The sequence below is a fragment of the Prosthecobacter dejongeii genome (genome assembly GCF_014203045.1).
Lineage (GTDB): Bacteria > Verrucomicrobiota > Verrucomicrobiia > Verrucomicrobiales > Verrucomicrobiaceae > Prosthecobacter > Prosthecobacter dejongeii.
Window position 1 is genome coordinate 210,697 of record NZ_JACHIF010000011.1, and the last position, 15,394, is coordinate 226,090.

14 protein-coding genes are annotated in these 15,394 nt (G+C 56.6%); 8 read left to right on the forward strand and 6 right to left on the reverse strand.

What is annotated here, in order from left to right:
* The first annotated feature begins 157 nt into the window (after positions 1–157).
* On the forward strand, positions 158–688 hold the full coding sequence (locus HNQ64_RS21340; RefSeq protein ID WP_184212608.1) for a YcxB family protein: 531 nt from the start codon (positions 158–160) through the stop codon (positions 686–688).
* Between the two features lie 20 nt (positions 689–708).
* Here HNQ64_RS21340 and HNQ64_RS21345 read toward each other — a convergent pair whose 3' ends face one another.
* Together HNQ64_RS21345 and HNQ64_RS21350 are read right to left on the reverse strand one after the other, a co-directional pair.
* Positions 709–1,080 carry a hypothetical protein gene (locus HNQ64_RS21345; RefSeq protein ID WP_184212610.1) on the reverse strand — a complete coding sequence of 124 codons (372 nt, stop codon included), beginning with the start codon at positions 1,078–1,080 and terminating at the stop codon, positions 709–711.
* An 8-nt stretch (positions 1,081–1,088) separates the two neighbouring features.
* On the reverse strand, positions 1,089–1,748 hold the full coding sequence (locus HNQ64_RS21350; RefSeq protein WP_221305525.1) for a L,D-transpeptidase family protein: 660 nt from the start codon (positions 1,746–1,748) through the stop codon (positions 1,089–1,091).
* A 109-nt stretch (positions 1,749–1,857) separates the two neighbouring features.
* Between HNQ64_RS21350 and HNQ64_RS21355 the strand changes: the two genes are divergently transcribed.
* Together HNQ64_RS21355 and HNQ64_RS21360 are read left to right on the forward strand one after the other, a co-directional pair.
* On the forward strand, positions 1,858–2,463 hold the full coding sequence (locus HNQ64_RS21355; RefSeq protein ID WP_184212612.1) for an acyloxyacyl hydrolase: 606 nt from the start codon (positions 1,858–1,860) through the stop codon (positions 2,461–2,463).
* A 9-nt stretch (positions 2,464–2,472) separates the two neighbouring features.
* Positions 2,473–3,936, forward strand: a complete 1,464-nt coding sequence (locus HNQ64_RS21360) for a class I adenylate-forming enzyme family protein (RefSeq protein WP_184212614.1) — start codon at positions 2,473–2,475, stop codon at positions 3,934–3,936.
* A 49-nt stretch (positions 3,937–3,985) separates the two neighbouring features.
* On the opposite strand, the gene HNQ64_RS21365 is transcribed toward HNQ64_RS21360, so the two are convergent.
* On the reverse strand, positions 3,986–5,113 hold the full coding sequence (locus HNQ64_RS21365; RefSeq protein WP_184212616.1) for an aminotransferase class V-fold PLP-dependent enzyme: 1,128 nt from the start codon (positions 5,111–5,113) through the stop codon (positions 3,986–3,988).
* Between the two features lie 110 nt (positions 5,114–5,223).
* Between HNQ64_RS21365 and recO the strand changes: the two genes are divergently transcribed.
* The 4 genes from recO (at position 5,224) to HNQ64_RS21385 (ending at position 10,027) form a co-directional block, all read left to right on the forward strand.
* Entirely contained in the window at positions 5,224–5,781 is a 558-nt protein-coding gene (gene recO / locus HNQ64_RS21370; RefSeq protein WP_184212618.1) for a DNA repair protein RecO, read from the forward strand.
* Between the two features lie 24 nt (positions 5,782–5,805).
* Positions 5,806–6,960, forward strand: a complete 1,155-nt coding sequence (locus tag HNQ64_RS21375) for a cysteine desulfurase family protein (protein WP_184212620.1) — start codon at positions 5,806–5,808, stop codon at positions 6,958–6,960.
* 138 nt (positions 6,961–7,098) lie between these two features.
* Positions 7,099–9,573, forward strand: coding sequence for a U32 family peptidase (locus tag HNQ64_RS21380; protein ID WP_184212622.1), 2,475 nt, complete (start codon positions 7,099–7,101; stop codon positions 9,571–9,573).
* A gap of 139 nt (positions 9,574–9,712) precedes the next feature.
* Entirely contained in the window at positions 9,713–10,027 is a 315-nt protein-coding gene (locus HNQ64_RS21385) for an HPF/RaiA family ribosome-associated protein (RefSeq protein WP_184212624.1), read from the forward strand.
* A gap of 191 nt (positions 10,028–10,218) precedes the next feature.
* On the opposite strand, the gene HNQ64_RS21390 is transcribed toward HNQ64_RS21385, so the two are convergent.
* The gene (locus HNQ64_RS21390; protein ID WP_184212626.1) at positions 10,219–11,631 is read right to left on the reverse strand and encodes a right-handed parallel beta-helix repeat-containing protein; all 1,413 of its coding nucleotides are present in this window, start codon (positions 11,629–11,631) and stop codon (positions 10,219–10,221) included.
* A gap of 280 nt (positions 11,632–11,911) precedes the next feature.
* On the opposite strand from HNQ64_RS21390, the gene HNQ64_RS21395 reads away from it, so the two are divergent.
* A complete protein-coding gene (locus tag HNQ64_RS21395) occupies positions 11,912–13,657 on the forward strand; it encodes an SUMF1/EgtB/PvdO family nonheme iron enzyme (protein WP_246431155.1) in 1,746 nt (581 codons plus the stop codon).
* Between the two features lie 168 nt (positions 13,658–13,825).
* Here the strand turns inward: HNQ64_RS21395 and HNQ64_RS21400 are convergent, their stop codons facing one another.
* Positions 13,826–14,734: an anti-sigma factor domain-containing protein gene (locus HNQ64_RS21400; protein ID WP_184212628.1), complete on the reverse strand. Its 909-nt coding sequence runs from the start codon at positions 14,732–14,734 to the stop codon at positions 13,826–13,828.
* Complete coding sequence (locus tag HNQ64_RS21405) at positions 14,734–15,300, reverse strand: RNA polymerase sigma factor (RefSeq protein WP_184212630.1); 567 nt, start codon at positions 15,298–15,300, stop codon at positions 14,734–14,736. Before HNQ64_RS21405 ends, HNQ64_RS21400 begins: the two co-directional genes overlap by 1 nt.
* Positions 15,301–15,394: the final 94 nt, after the last annotated feature.

Consider the following 15,394-nt stretch of genomic DNA (forward strand, 5'->3'; position numbering starts at 1 on the left):
TCTCGAACGAGATATCGTCGGTTCATCACTTCAGGAGTTAGACTGAGGATCGTCCATCTCCCTCATTCACCTCATCCGCAGGCAATCAAATTCCGAACCGATTCCAGTAACAGATGACTTTTCACCGAGACTTTCTTATAACCTGGAAAGCTCCCTGATGAACACATCCTCGACGACTCAAAATCCCATCCGTCACGAAGTCGAAATTCAAGTGACTCGCGAGATGATGATCAAGGCTTGGCGGGCCTGGTTTTTCAAAAATGAACATTGGTTAGGCCTGAGCCTAGCTGTCTTGCTGATTGGCATTGGCGTCTGCATGGATCTACGTGATGGCATCTTAGGCAGCTTCTCCATCATCTCCCTCACATTACTGGCGATGGGTTTCTTCATTTACGTGGGGGGTTATTGGATGGGGCGAAGCCGCGCCATCACGAAGTTGGAAAGTATCATCGAGGGCAAAGCCCGATACACCTTTACCGAAGAGACTATCCAAGCTGAGAGCTCGCTAGGCAGTATGACCCTGGGCTGGGCTGCCTTGGACGAGGTGAGGCAATATGAAGACCTGATCCTCCTGGGCTTTCGTGGAGCCTCGTATTCTACCCTGCCCAAAGCACAGCTCACACCTGCAGCCCTCGCCTTTTTGCTGGAGCGCGCGGAGGTGAATGGGATCAAGACCCGAGGGTTTTGACATCCTCGCCAGCCATAGTGTCACTTTTTTGCAGAAGCGTTAATGCGTTGTCTCCATTCATTCACCGAAAGGATTTCAACCTCTTCAAAAGGCAGTTCCTTGAGGCTCGTCCAGCGATCCTCGACCTTCGCTCCACGGAAATCGAAGGTCATCACATGGATGGAGCCGTCCTTAAACACATAGTTGACCTCATGCGGTCGCTGAAGAGAGAAGTGCTTTTCCACGCCCATCACTTCGGGGCTGATGTGCACGGCGATGCCGCGCAGCTCTGGATGAGCCTGAACCGCGCTGAGCCATGAAGGCAGCGAGGTTTCACTCGTCTTTTTAGGGGCCGTCACACAGCCTGTCATTAAACAGACAGCTAGGGACAACAGATGAAATTTGCCAGTCATAACACCCCTCACGGCACCACCGTCACAGGCGTGCCCATGGGGCAAGCGAGGAAGAATTTCTCGGCCATGTGGCCGGGGAGGCGGATGCAGCCGTGGGAGGCGGGGTAGCCGGGGAGGTAGCCCTGGTGCATGCCCACACCGCCGTAGATGCGCATGAAATAGTACATCTTCGCCCCTTCAAAGCGGGTGCCAGGCGGGCGGCGGTCCTTGCGGTTGTCAATGTTTGTCATCACCACATTGCCGTACATGTCTTCGTAGTCGCCGTAGATGGAGGATTTGTGGTCAATGTCCTTCTCGATCACGCGATAGCGCCCTGGGCGAGTATCATACCCTTCGGAGCCGGAGGAAATAGGCGAGCCACCCGCGAGGTGACCACCTTTGTAGAGATAGACCATCTGCTCGCCCAGGACGATGCGGATGGAGGGCCGGCCCTGCATCCCATCGGCATACCAAAAGGAGCCATCGCTGCGAAACAGGCCCATCACGCGGGAGGGCAGTTTTTTGGCCACATTCACGCCCTGCTGCCCATAACGAAACAGGTTCTGCCCATAGGACGGCTGGCCCCCGTATGCGGGCTGCCCGCCATAATAATAAGGCTGGGTGGAGCAACTGACGCTGAGCAGCGGCAGAAGAAGCAGGCAGGCGGAAAGCAGGCGGGGGAAGGTCATGCGGAGGGTGATACGGATGAAAGCATAAAGATAGCCTGCTTGGACAGATAAGTTTCAGCCCTGCTTCTGCCCTTGCATCTGAGAACGCTCCATGGCTTCATGGGCGCGCATGAAGCGTCTCCTTACTCTTTTCGCCTTTCTCACCACGGCAGCCTTTGCCGGGGAACCTGCGTCCATCGCCCCAGGTCTGTCTCCAGATGTCAAACCCTGGCAGCAAAACTCCATCGACCTGGAAGTGGGCTACCTGTGGAAGGTGGGCGGTGATACGCCCCTGGACTATGAAAGCGCCCCAGTGATGCTGTCCTGGCGCCCAGCCTACATGATGCACCATGTGTTTGAAGATGGCTCCGCAATCGTCGTGCGCAGCCGCTTTGCCGCTATCGGCCAGGCCATCCTCCAGGGGCCTGAAAATCATTACTTCGGCTTCATGGCCGCCCCTTCCCTGGAATATTGGGATGCCACCGGCACTTGGTCCGTGTATGGCCAGCTCGGCGGTGGTCTGGGCTGGATTGACTCCCAGGGCGTGACCGGCGGCCAGGGCCAGGACCTAACCTACAATTGGTTTGCCGCCGCTGGCGTTTCCTACGCTGTGGCTGAAAATGTGGACCTGCGCCTAGGCGCGATGTTCCAGCACCTGTCCAACCAGGGTGCCACCGATCCGAACCCGGGGCTGAATTCCCTGGGTGTCACACTGGGCGTTACCTGGAGTTTCTAATACGGCTTCATGTTCAGCATCGTCGAAGCCATCCGTCAGCGTGCGACGCCCCAAGCGGTCGCGTTGGTCCAGAAAGACCGCACGCTCAGTTACGAGTCCCTTTTCCAGCAGTGCGATGCCCTCGCTGCGATGATCCAGCAGCATGTGCCGCATGATCCCGCGCGGGTGGATCGCCTGCGCATCGGCGTACACTTCCCCAGCAGCCTGGACTATGTGCCCCTGGCGCTGGCCACTCTGGCCGCCGGAGCCTGCTTTGTCCCCATTCCGGATGAACTGGCCGATGAGGAAAAGCGCGACCTCGCCACCCGCACCGGCATGGATGCCGTGCTGGTGCTGGAAACGCTGGCCGGCTGGCTGCCTGAGGGCACGCAAAAGCTGGGCGCCTTCAGCGTGGCCGAACAAAAAGTGCTGATCCAGCGCCTGCCCGCTGTCACGCCCGGTTTCCCAGCAGCGGCGTTTGAGGGGATTAACCCCGCCTTCATCCGCTTCAGCTCCGGCACCACGGGCAAATCGAAAGGCGTTCTGCTTTCCCACGAGTCCCTGCTGGAGCGCATCACCGCCGCCAATGAAGGCCTGCGCATTGGCCCTGGCGATCGTGTACTGTGGGTGCTGCCCATGGCGCATCACTTTGCCGTCTCCATCGTACTGTACCTCTACCACGGGGCCACAACCATCATCGAGGAAACCCACATGGGTGAGGACCTGCTGCGCGCTGGGGCTGAGCAAAAAGCCACCGTCATGTACGGCAGCCCCGTGCACTATCGCCAGCTGGTGGAGGCACCGCCCGTGGGCGAGTGGACCACCCTGCGCCTGGCGGTGGCTACCGCCGCTGCGCTGGATGCTGCCACGGCGGAGAAATTCCGCGCCCGTTTTGGCCGCGATCTGGTGCAGGGCCTGGGCATCATCGAACTCGGGCTGCCCGTGCTGAACCTCACTGGCGCGCAAGAGGCCCCCGAGGCCATCGGCCTGCCGCTGAGCGCCTATGAATGCCTGCTGAAGGATGATACGGGCCGCGAACCACCTGCGGGTGAGCCAGGCGAAATCTGCCTGCGTGGCAAAGGAATGTTCGATGCCTACCTGGACCCCTGGATGCCGCGTGCGGAAGCCCTGGATGCGGAAGGTTGGTTCACAACCGGTGACCTGGGCCGGCGTGATGCGGCAGGCCGCGTGACCATCTGCGGACGCAAGAAAACCCTGATCAATGTCGGCGGTATGAAGGTCTTCCCAGAGGAAGTGGAGCGCGTCCTGGATTCCCACCCGAAGGTGCAGCGCTCCCTCGTCGAAGCTCGTCTGCATCCTCTCTATGGGGAGGTGCCCATCGTGCGCTACATCGCCAGTCCCGAAGGTGCCCCCACCACCATGGAGCTACGCAATCACTGCCGCGCTCACCTTGCCGGGTATAAGATTCCCCTGCTCTTCAGCGCCGTGCCACAACTGCCGCTGACCGCCAGCGGCAAGCTCAAGCGCGCCTAACCAAAGGTTAAGCGGGGATAAAGAGCCTAACGCTTTTTATCCCCGTTCCTTAAGCCACACATCCGCGCAGCACTTCTAAGGCACGTCTCACATCGGCCCGGGTATTGTAGCCATGCACCGCCAGCCGAATACGGCCCGCACTGTGCATGACATGAACATCGGCTTTTTCCAGCGCTGCATGGATCTCGCCACTGCGTTCATGCATGAAGGCGATGATGCCCGTCTTCAGGTCTGCATGCAGTGGGCACATGGGTTTTAAACCGAGGGCGATGAGGCCTTCATAAAGCTCTTTCACTAACGGATCCGCATGGGCCGAGATCGCGGCCACGCCCACATCATCCACGTAACGCAGCGCCGCATTCAGGGCATACAGAGCCGCGAAGTTCGGCATACCCACCGAGAAACTCAGTGCCCCCGGCTTAGTCACCGCCCGGTCAAAGCGATCGGCATCAAAGGCGTTGCTCAAATGGTACCAGCCGCCAGCATGGGTCGTTAGACGCTGAGCATTCTGTTTCGGCACCCCGATGATGCAGCCCCCATGCACTCCCAGCGTCCATTTATGAGTGCTGCTGATGAGAATATCTGCCCCAGGGCAATTCAACTCCACCCGGCCAAAAGCCTGCGTGATGTCCACGGAGATGAGCGCATTCGGTGCTAGCTTACGCACGCTCTCGTGCAAGGCCGTCCAAGCAATGCGGTGCCCGTTAAAAAAACTTATCAGGGAGACCTGAACGAGCTTCGTTTTCTCATTCAGTAATGAAGCCAGTTCAGTCGCTTTCAGTTCTCCTTCGGTGGCCTTCCATAAGCGTACCCTGGGAGGCTGCACCGCACGCAGCCACGGAGTCGCCCCGGCGGGAAAGTCCAGATCGGTCACCACCACCTCATCCTCCGCGCTCAAATTCAAGGCGCTGGCCAAAAGATTGTAAGCCTCCGAGCTGCAAGAGCAGAAAGACACTTCGTCCGTGTTCAGTCCTAGCATTTTAGCACTGATCTCCCGGCAGTTTTCCACCGCAGCAAAGTGCCCTTCACGCCCTCGCATCCCCCGTGTTTTGTCCTTCCAGTAAGCTTGCAGTGCTTCGCCCACGCCCAGAGGCGGGATGCTTTCAGCCGCAGTATTGAGGTAGGTGATGCCTTGCAGCGTGGGAAAATCGCGGAGCCGGGAGGAGTCTGTAAGCATGGGTGAAAATACAACGCAACATCCTAGCCGCTGCAATCAAAGGACCGATCTTCCCCCGCAGAAAATGGCGCAACTTGCAGCGGGGGCATTTGAATGAGACATACTCACCCATGGAAAAAACGGAGGCCATCCTCATCGGACGCACACGCTACTCGGAGACGACGCTGATCGTCCAATGGTGCAGTGCTGATCAAGGGCTCTTCCGCACCATTGCCAAAGGGGCTCTCCGCCCCAAATCCGCTTTCGCAGGCTTGTTGGATCTTTTTGTCTCAGCAGACATCAGCTACACCCAGTCTCGCAGCAGTGATCTGCACAAACTGGTGGAGGCTCATTGGCAAAATCCACGTCTCGGCCTGCGTAGCAGTTACGGGCGCGTACTCGCTGCCACCTATTTGGTTAAACTCATTTCTTTAGTGGTGGAGCCTCACGCGCCACTGCCCGCCATTCATGAACTCCTTATCAAGGCGCTGGATTACCTCAATGATCACGATCCCAGCCGTGCTTTGATTGAGCGTTTTGAGCTCCGCCTAGCTGAAGACCTAGGTCTTGTAGGCGAAGGTTTAGCCGCCGGAGGTCAAGCGGCCCATGCCATTGAGGATAACTTTCACCGTCGGCTACCTGTGCAACGCAGGCAGGTGCTCACGTGGATTGAAGAACGCCCCACCTGATCCATTCGTATCTCTCCTGCTCCCATGATTTACCTTGATGCCAATGCCACTACACCGCCGGACCCGGCTGTGATTGAGGCCATGCTGCCGTTTTTATCGCAGCACTACGGCAATGCTTCATCCTCCCACGCTGCTGGCCGCCATGCCCGACGGGCGGTGGAGAATGCGCGTAAACAAGTCGCGACACTGATCGGAGCTGACGAGTCCGAGATCATCTTCACCAGTGGAGCGACAGAGAGCATCAATAGCGTTCTTCTTTCAGCCCGCCACACCTGTCCAGACCGCTCGCTGCTGATCATCAGTGCTACCGAGCACCCTGCCACGCTGGAATGCGCCGAACGCTGGCAGGCCCAGGGAGGCCAAGTAAAGGTCATTCCCGTCCACCAAACTGGCCTGCTAGACCTTGAGGCTCTAAAGACGGCCCTCATTCCCGGCGAGACAGCTCTAGTGTCCATGCTCTGGGCAAACAATGAAACGGGGGTCATCCAGCCCATGACCGAGATCGCAGCGCTCGCTCATTCCGCCGGCGCACTGGTGCATGCAGATGCAGTGCAAATGCTGGGCAAGCTATCTGTGGATGTGCGCGACGCGGGCGTGGATTTCCTCAGCCTGAGTGGGCACAAGATGCATACGCCCAAAGGCATCGGTGCATTGTTTGTTAGTCACCATGCACCCTTTCAGCCCATGATCATCGGCGGTGGCCAGGAAAAAGAACGCCGCAGTGGTACCGAGAATGTCCCCGGTATCGTCGCTCTAGGAAAAGCGGCTGAACTGGCCATGATCAGCCACATTGACATGCAGCCTCTGCGTGACGCGCTGGAGCAGCAGCTCCTCGCGGCTCTGCCAGAGCTAGAAATCCACAGCCAGTCCGCTCCGCGACTGCCCAATACTTCTTCCATTCACTTTCCTGGAGTGGATGCGGCAGCCCTCCTCATTCGCCTGGATCAAAAAGGCCTCGCCTGTTCGGGAGGATCGGCTTGTCACACTGCTTCCTTGCATCCGTCCCACGTCCTGGAGGCCATGGGATACGATGCGCGCCACGCCGCCAGTACCCTGCGTTTTTCTTTATCTCGACTCAATACCGAGGCCGAAATTCCCCAGGCCGCGCAGGCCATCATCGCTGCTGTGCACCACCTCCGCGCCCAGTGGGACCCATCGGTGGTCGTTACGATGGCGTGACAAAAGGCCTTTTTGGCCTATCGTGCATGTTCGGTGTGATTTCCACATTGCCGCGCAAAAGTTTTTCTCGGCTAGTGTCGAGACCTCGCAACCATTTCCCCTGCTCATCACCACCTGTTTTGAGCCTCTTTCCCGCCCATGCCCCGCCACCTTCATTTGCCTGAACTCCTCTCCCCTGCCGGAAACTGGGAGTGTGCCCGTGCCGCCGTCGCCAATGGTGCCGATGCCATTTTCTTTGGCCTGCCACGCTTCAATGCTCGCATGCGTGCAGACAACTTCACGGCCGAAGATCTGCCGGAGTTGATGCGCTTCCTCCACAGTCACGGGGTCAAAGGTTACTGCGCTTTTAACGTTCTCATTTTCACCAGCGAACTGGCCGATGCAGAAACGCAACTCCGCGAGCTCGAAGCCGCTGGCGTAGATGCCGTCATCATTCAGGATCTCGGCCTCGCCCGCATGGTCAAGGAACTCGCCCCGGGCCTGCGCCTGCATGCCAGCACGCAGATGACCATTACCTCTCCCGAGGGACTCGAACGGGCCAACACCCTGGGCATTGACCAAGCCGTGCTCGCCCGAGAACTGAGCCTGCGTGAACTGGAACGTTTCCAAGCCAACGACAAACCGGAAGTCCCCTTGGAAGTCTTCGTTCACGGTGCTCTCTGTGTCGCTTACAGCGGCCAATGTTTGACGAGCGAGTCGTTAGGCCGCCGCAGTGCGAACCGTGGCGAGTGCGCCCAGGCCTGTCGCATGCCTTATGAAATGATCGTGGATGGAGAGCTGAGAGACTTAGGCGACAAACGCTACCTCTTGAGCCCACAGGACCTCGCCGCTGTGCAGGAAATCCCGCGTCTCATCGAGCTAGGCATCCGCAGTTTTAAAATCGAAGGTCGTCTGAAAACCCCGGAGTATGTTGCTGCCGTCACCCGAGTTTATCGCAAAGCTATTGATGCCGCCCTCGCAGATAAAGACCTCAGCGAAATCATCACCGAGGAAGATCGCTACGAACTGGAGATGACTTTCTCGCGCGGACTTTATAGCGGCTGGATGCATGGTGTGAATCACCAAGAATTGGTGGGGGCCTACTACGGTAAAAAACGCGGTTATTATGTCGGCGTCGTCCGCTCCGTCGCGCGTGATGCCGTTGAGCTCGAAGAAATCCCCGACCACCTCAAGAACGGCGATGGCGTTGTTTTCGAAAACCTGCAAGACACCAATAACGAGCAAGGCGGCCGCATTTATGGTCAGCAGGGCAACTGGATCGAATTCCAGCATGGCCGACTTCGCACAGATCTCATCGCCCCGGGCACGCGTATTTTTAAAACAGGCGACCAAGCCCTTGACCAGCGACTTCGCCAGACTTTTCAGGGAGATATCCCGCTACGTAAAAAGCAGCCTCTTGACCTCATTATCTCCGGCAAAGCGGGGGAACCCCTCATCATTCAGGTAAAAGGCCAAGCCGTTAATGTCGCCTCTAGCATAATGCTGGAACAAGCACTGCAACGCCCGCTCACACTAGAGACATTGCAAAATCAGTTAGGTCGCCTTGGGGGCACTCCCTTTGAACTCGGCACCCTAGAGCTTCACCTGGAAGGCAACGTCATCTTACCGGTCAGCGAACTAAACCGCATGCGGCGTTCTTTGGTGAGCGCTGACTTGAAGTTCATTGGCTCCGCACCCATCCAGCGCCCCGCATCCTCCCGTACTGTCACGCAAATGCTCGCCGAAGTGGGGAGCCAAGTGCCGACCAAATCCGAGGCAGCAGATGCGGCCCCCACCCTGCACATCCTCTGCCGCGACCAGCAGCAGATTGAAGCAGCTCTGGAGACGGGGGTGACCCATCTCTACGTGGACTTTGAAGATGTGCGTCAGTATGCCGATGCGGTGAAGTATGTGAAGGAAAACAGCAGTTCCAGCATCTACCTCGCCACGCCACGCATCCAAAAATCGGGCGAGGCAGGCATCTTCAAGCTCATTAGCCGGGCTGAGCCCCACGGTGTACTCATCCGTAACCTTGGCGCCATCGCCTTTTTCCGCGATGCAGGCATCCCGATCACAGGCGACTTCTCCTTGAATGTGGCCAATCCCCTCACTGCTGACTTTCTGAAACAAACGGGTCTGGAGCGCCTAACCATCAGTTACGATCTCAATATTGATCAAGTGCTAACCCTACTCGAAGGCGCACCCCCCTCCTGGTTTGAGATCACCCTGCACCAGCACATGCCCATGTTTCACATGGAGCACTGCGCCTTTGCGGCCTTCCTTTCTGAAGGCACCGATTTTACCAATTGTGGCCGCCCCTGCGAAAAGCATAAAGTTCGCCTGCGTGACCGTGTCGGCATGGAGCATCCGCTAAAGGCCGATGTCGGCTGCCGAAATACACTCTTCAATGCAGTGCCACAGACCGGAGCACAATACTTCAATGGCCTCATGCAAACCGGTCTCCGCCATTATCGCGTGGAGCTCCTGGAACAGACCAAAGAAGAGTCCACGCGCATCATTCGCACCTATCAATCCCTCCTCGCCTCCCAGCGGGGTGGCGAAGACATCTGGCGAGATCTCAAGGCTCAGTCCCAGCTCGGAGTGACCCGTGGTACGATGGCAGAGGCGATCTAGCACCAGATGGCCATTTTTCATTTTTGTAGGGTCTGCACCTCGGATGTGGATTCGGGGAATCCACGTTTTTTATCTCAACGAGCCACGCCAAAACCATGTCTCAAACGAATGTATTTAGACAACGACAACCCCAACTACCATGATCATCCAAGTCAACACCGACAATCACATCACGGGCCGTCAGGAATTCACCGCTGAGGCTGAAGCCGTCGTCACAGACGCCCTTTCTCATGTCAGTGACCACGTGACACGTGTGGAGATACACATCCATGATGAGAACAGCAAAAAGAGCGGTCCTCAGGACAAACGCTGCATGATGGAGGCTCGGCTGGAAGGCCATCCTCCGATCGCCGTGACCCATAAGGCAGAAACCATCGCCTTCGCCATGGACGGTGCGGCTGAAAAATTGAAAGCCACGCTCGAACACAAGTTGGATCGTCTCCAGCGCCATTGAGCGAATGAGTTGAGCGAATAAAAGCAGGGGTGGTCTCTATACCGCCCCTGACTCAAATGCACCCACCGCCAGCATGTTCGTTTTTTTCTCCAATCGGCTGGGCTGCGTCAGCTCAATCCTCGTCTCACTTGCGGGCAGCGCGCTACTTTTTCTCATTCTGCGCGGATGCTCCGGCGCTGTTTAGGCGACTTTTATTCCTGTTTAAATCCATCAATAGCCCGAATTTTTGCGCCTGTGATTTTCGGGTTAATGAGGCGGATGTTTAACTCAGGGTTCCGCGCACGATCACTGGTGGTAAAGCCAAACTCCAGGGTCTCAAGAGACTGCACATTTTCCGCACGGCAATCTTTAAGCGTGATGTTTCGAGGTGAGCGTGTTTTATCAAAACCGAGTTCAAAACCAGCGATGCCATTGGAAGCTCGTCCGGGGCGCACCCAGTAGCCCTGCACTCCAGTTTCGAGAGCAGCGCAGTTGATGAACGAAATGTTTTCACACTCAGATCCGATGGTGAAACTGCGGAAGCCCGCACGCTCTGAAGTGCAATTGATGACTCTGCCGTTCTTCTGCGGATGCGCGTATTTGAAGCCGTAGGAAAAGCTGTCGCTGATTTGGATGTTTTCTTGTAAAAAGCCATCTGCGCCTTTCCCTGTGAGATCAATACCCTCCCAGGTATTGGTGATCACACAGTCTCTCATCACTAGCCCTTTTACACCGCCCACGGTCACTCCATCGGCCTGCCACGGCAGAAATTTTCCGTCCACACGAGTGCCGATCCTTTCGATGCGCGAGTTGATCAACTCGACATCCTCACAGTTACCGATCGTGATGCCAGTGAGCTGCTCCTGCACGCGAACCCGGATGAAGTGACCAGCCCGCTCATCGAAGTCATAAATGGGACTGTTGTTCCAGCCAAAATCACGACCTAGCACTTCGCCGGAAAACATTACATCTCCCTCATACGGAGCCCAATGAATGTCGTGAATACTCAGTTTATCCATCCTCACCTTCGCACAACGGTTGAGATATAGACCGGCACCTTTACCGTCCCCAGTGATCTCGATCTCTTTCAAAGAAATGGGCGCGGCATCCACCAGATAAAGACCGGCAGAGTTTGAATGCATCCCCGCCTCTGGGTGGTTACCACGCAGGATTTTCACCCGGTTCAGCTTCACCGAAACAGGCTGTTTTTCCGTCCCGTAAATGAATAAGGTGCGGATGTTTAGCATCGCACGAATGGCCTCTAAATCAGATCCCGTCACGAGGGGGTCTTCCGCATAGGTGGCCACTCCATCATAACGCAATAGGGGTACCCCATTGACCATTTGGGTCAGGGCCTCGGCTGGCACAACGGTAGGAGTCGTGGTGTTTTGGGTCGAACGAATAAATTTTGTCGTATCTACTCGCCCCATGGTTTGAAGGAGGGTGGCATTGCTTAGATTTACCGCTACACGGACATGGACGGAGCCATGCACCGCATAGGTCAGCCCCTCGCCGTCCACTGGCTGTCCCGCACTTTGTCTCAGCGCGGCTTCCAACGCGGCCCGGTCATCCGTCACCCCGTCGCCCTTAACCCCCATGGAGCGCAGCGTGAGGGCGGCAGACAAAAATGAGGCAGTTCCCCAAAAGAGAGAAACTATGAGAAAGAGCAGTTTCATGCGGAGTGGGTATATCGTAATGATAGTCCGAACCAGTAGCGACTTTTGATCGAACCATCTTGCTATTTAGCAGAATAATACAGGTTCGTGTCAGAATCGGCTCAAAAGCCGCGTACAGGTGATGGCGCTTTCGAACGCCCTTACTCAATCCACTTTTATCTTCTCGCTTATCCCCCGCATCCCCTCCCGAGTGGACAAAAAGCCCCACTCATGCTAAACCAACTCTTCCATGTTAGCCCACCGCCCCTTAACCTCTGCCTTTCTCGCCCTCGCCGCGATGCCCGGACTCACCGCGGCAGCCGCCACGAAGGTGGATTTTAACACTCAGGTCAAACCCATCCTCGAAGCTGCCTGCACCCACTGCCACGGTGTGGACAAAGACAAAGGTGATTTCCGTCTCCACACGAAGGAAGACATGATCAAAGGGAATGAAAACGGCCCAGGTTTGACGGCAGGTGACCTGAAAAAAAGCGCCATTTACACCACCCTCATCCTACCCGCCGAAGATGAAATGGTGATGCCTCCATCCAAAGAAGGCCTGCTGGCCGCTAATCAGATCGAAGTCATCAAAAATTGGATCGAGCAGGGAGCCGAGTGGCCCGCCGGCGTGACCCTGGAGGTGAAGCCTCGCATTGACTTTGTGAAGCACATCCAGCCCATCTTGGAACAGAACTGCGTGAGCTGCCACAACCCTGAAAAGGACAAGGGTGACTACATCCTCAGCACCAAGAAAGAAGCATTTGAGAGTGGCGAAAACGCCCCGAACATCGTTGCCTTCGACCTGGCCAAAAGCGCCCTCTATCATCTCACCACCCTGGGTGCCGATGAAGATGACCTCATGCCTCCTGCTAAAAGTGGCGGCCCGCTGAAGAAGGAAGAGATCGCCATGCTGAAAGGCTGGATCGAGCAAGGGGCTGTGTGGCCCGAGGGCGTAACCCTCAAGGCCAAGGAAAAAGGCGCTGCGCCAACCAACAATCCAGACACCATGGAGTTGGTGAAAAAGATTCACGCGAAGATCGTCGCCACGGCTCAAGAAAAAGCTGAGGCCGACATGAAATCCTACGATGCTAAGGTGCCAAAAACGGGCGCTCCCTACTCCATGGTCGCCATCAAAAGCGGTGAGTTCCTGATGGGGAGCCCCGCTGGTGAAGCCAACCGGGCGGACGACGAAGGCCCGCAGGTGAAGGTGCAGATCAAGCCTTTCTGGATCGGCAAATACGAAGTGACCTGGGATGAGTATGAGCCCTTCCAGCTCACCGCCGAAGGTCGCAATAAGGACGGTAGCCGCAAAGTCTGGTCCCCCAATGACAAGCCAGAAGACCTCATCTCCCAGCCCACCCCACCCTACCAGCCGATGGATTTTGGCATGGGCCGCAATGGCTTCCCCGCCATCTGCATGACTCAGCACGCCGCCAATAAGTACTGCCAGTGGCTCAGCGCTCAGACGGGGCATTTCTACCGCCTGCCTACCGAAGCTGAGTGGGAGTATGCAGCCCGCGCCGGCACCACGACGGCCTACTTCTTCGGTGACGATCCCAAAGACCTCGGCGAGTACGCCTGGTATTTCGATAACGCGCCTAACTTCCAATACAGCACCGTCGGCAAGAAGAAGCCGAATCCCTGGGGGCTCTACGACATCTACGGCAACGTCTGTGAGTGGACGCTGGACCAATACAACGAAGGCACCTACAAAAGCCTGAGCAACGGAGCTGTGGGCAACAAATGGGTGCCCTCCAAGACCCCCTACCCGCACACAGCGCGTGGCGGCACCTACGACGACGATGCCGAATTCCTTCGCAGTGCCTCCCGCCGTGCTTCCGAGCCCGCCTGGAAGCAGCAGGACCCGCAATTGCCCAAGAGCATCTGGTATCTCACCGATGCCACTTGGCTGGGCTTCCGCATCGTCCGCCCGTTGGAAATCCCAACGGTGGAAGAAATGTACTCCGCGTGGAACAATGGCGTGGCTCGCGAATAATCTTCACTGAAAGCCTCTCCCTAAAAATCCAAAAGCCCATGCGAAAGCATGGGCTTTTTTCATAACTGTTTGGAAGGTCGTTCCTGGTCGGAAAGGTCGCGTGAAGAAGGCCTCTTCACTCACAGGTAATGATCATCTTATCCACAAGGAGTCCTCAGCAAAAAGATCTCACGGCCCAATCAGAATGATAGGGCCCTCGTTCTTCGCGACGCCGCCTTCACGCTCCACACTCAACGCAAATTTGGCAGCACTGCTGACTTCTTCCACAGGCTTGAACTCCACCTTAGCAAAGCCCTGTCCGTCCAACTGAACCACCCCTGCATTTACAGGAGTCGGATTCTTGGGGTCCACGACCCAGAGTTGATAATCCTTGCCCGATTCCACCGGAGGCATTTTCTCCAGCTTGAGCAGGCCTTGATGCTTCTCACTGTCCCACACCACTACAGCCACGCCTTCCTTGTAGGCAGCGACCGTGCTTTGCAAGCTAGCGATCTGCACCTGGGCAAATGCATCTTTCTTCCGCAGATCTGAAATCTCTTTTGTCAGGCTGACCAGTTGCTGCTGGGTAATCTGGCTGCTCTCACGCATGCCTTCAAGCTGAGTCGCCAGTTGCACCATCTGCTCCACAGATTTTGCATTTTTCTCATCCAGAGCATCGCGTTCATCACGCACACGGATGAGCTGCTGGCGAGCTTCTGCCTCCACCTCTGTCATGGCTGCCACTTGTTGGGCCAACTGGGTTCGTTCATTCCATAACCAAAAGCATCCCGCCGCCAAAGTGGCCGCTATGCCCCAGGCCAAAGGCTGCATGCGAGAGGAAGATACAGGACGTGATTTAACCAACTTCTGAACGCGTGCGCGCTCCTTAACTTGGGCCATGATTGAGGCTTTAAGAGCAGCAGGTGGACGGATGGCAGGTGCTAGAGCGGCCAGTTCTGCCACCGTCAGTTCCAGCTCCGACGCCAGATCATCCAGTTCGGAATCACGGGTGCGCGAAATCTCCAGCGCGCTTTGCTCAGATTCATCGAGAGCATGCAGTGCATTCAGAGCAGCGAGTTCTTCTTGTTGCTCGTCCATCACGCCAACCCTCCTTTCATCAGATCGCGAAGCTTTAGCAAGCCGCGTCGAATGTGTGTTTTAACGGTGCCCAAGGGTAATTGTAGATCTTCGGCTATCGCCTGATGGGTGAGCCCTTTTAAAAATGCGAACTCGATCAACTGCCGTTGTTCGCCAGGCAAGGCCAGCAAGGCGGCATGCACTTGCTTTTGGCGTTCTTTCATCTGCATGGTGTCATCTCCACGGGTCCCTGGGGCATCCAGGGTCGCCTGCTCTATAGCTGCGGTTTCATTCAAACGCAGGCGACGTCCCAGCGCCCGCATCCGATCAATCGCCTTGTGGCGGAAAATCATCACCGTCCAGGTAAAGGCACGGCTGCGGCTCACATCATAGTCACGGGCATGGTCCCAGAGGTAAAGGAACCCCTCTTGCAGCACATCCTCAGCCTCGCGCTCATCGCCTAGCATCTGGCGCATGAGGCCTAACAATCGAGGTGAATACCGATCATACAACGTCTCAAAGGCACGCATGTCGCCAGCACCAGCCCGCTGGAGTAAAGTTTCATCGCTGATTTCAGAAGATGGCATGAGACAGACTGGAACAGCTTTAGAACGTCTAGTAATCGTGACAGGGAAAACCCAATTCGCTTTCCGCGAGGTCGTTGGGGTCATCCATGTCAAA

Coding starts and splice junctions, on each gene's coding strand:
- HNQ64_RS21345 (WP_184212610.1), bottom strand. CDS start 1,080: ATGACTGGCAAATTTCATCTGTTGTCCCTAGCTGTCTGTTTAATGACA.
- HNQ64_RS21380 (WP_184212622.1), top strand. CDS start 7,099: ATGCCCCGCCACCTTCATTTGCCTGAACTCCTCTCCCCTGCCGGAAAC.
- HNQ64_RS21340 (WP_184212608.1), top strand. CDS start 158: ATGAACACATCCTCGACGACTCAAAATCCCATCCGTCACGAAGTCGAA.
- HNQ64_RS21385 (WP_184212624.1), top strand. CDS start 9,713: ATGATCATCCAAGTCAACACCGACAATCACATCACGGGCCGTCAGGAA.
- HNQ64_RS21355 (WP_184212612.1), top strand. CDS start 1,858: ATGAAGCGTCTCCTTACTCTTTTCGCCTTTCTCACCACGGCAGCCTTT.
- HNQ64_RS21395 (WP_246431155.1), top strand. CDS start 11,912: ATGTTAGCCCACCGCCCCTTAACCTCTGCCTTTCTCGCCCTCGCCGCG.
- recO (WP_184212618.1), top strand. CDS start 5,224: ATGGAAAAAACGGAGGCCATCCTCATCGGACGCACACGCTACTCGGAG.
- HNQ64_RS21375 (WP_184212620.1), top strand. CDS start 5,806: ATGATTTACCTTGATGCCAATGCCACTACACCGCCGGACCCGGCTGTG.
- HNQ64_RS21350 (WP_221305525.1), bottom strand. CDS start 1,748: ATGACCTTCCCCCGCCTGCTTTCCGCCTGCCTGCTTCTTCTGCCGCTG.
- HNQ64_RS21365 (WP_184212616.1), bottom strand. CDS start 5,113: ATGCTTACAGACTCCTCCCGGCTCCGCGATTTTCCCACGCTGCAAGGC.
- HNQ64_RS21405 (WP_184212630.1), bottom strand. CDS start 15,300: ATGCCATCTTCTGAAATCAGCGATGAAACTTTACTCCAGCGGGCTGGT.
- HNQ64_RS21400 (WP_184212628.1), bottom strand. CDS start 14,734: ATGGACGAGCAACAAGAAGAACTCGCTGCTCTGAATGCACTGCATGCT.
- HNQ64_RS21360 (WP_184212614.1), top strand. CDS start 2,473: ATGTTCAGCATCGTCGAAGCCATCCGTCAGCGTGCGACGCCCCAAGCG.